A 448-nucleotide genomic window follows, 5' to 3' on the forward strand; every position below is an offset into this window, starting at 1 on the left:
CGATTGCCTCACGCGACAAATCGCCTCACCTTTCAGCGCGCAAGCCCGTTCCGCCGTCCCGCCTGACACATTCCCGACGCAAATCGCGCCGCAGTGGTTTACCATCGCGCGATGCTGTCGCCCATCTCCTCCCGACGTCGTCTGACCGCCTGGCTTGGCCTGCTGGCCATCTGGCTGCTGGTGCTGATGCCGCTCGCCAGCCAGCTGGCGGAAGCGGCGGCCGCGCATCGGCCTGACGCGCCGATTTGCGCGGCGGCGCAGCATGTCGACCGGCACGAGCTGCCGCGCGGCGCCTTGTCGGCTTGCGGCTATTGCGACTTGCTGGCCTCGCATGCCTATGCGCCGGCCGCCGCCGCGCCCGCCGATGCCCTGCTGCATCCCCTCGTGCGCCGCGTGCCGCTGCTCGCGCCGGCCCCGCCGCCCCGCTCCTTCCCCTCGCTGGCCGCGC

General features: G+C 72.3%; 1 protein-coding gene. It reads left to right on the forward strand.

The genetic code is table 11. The features are described from left to right. Positions 1–111 precede the first annotated feature (111 nt). On the forward strand, positions 112–448 hold a 337-nt coding region (locus FQ755_RS15600; RefSeq protein WP_144155724.1), incomplete at its 3' end, for a DUF2946 family protein.

Source organism: Paraburkholderia sp. BCC1885 (genome assembly GCF_900996235.1).
Taxonomy (GTDB): Bacteria; Pseudomonadota; Gammaproteobacteria; order Burkholderiales; family Burkholderiaceae; genus Paraburkholderia.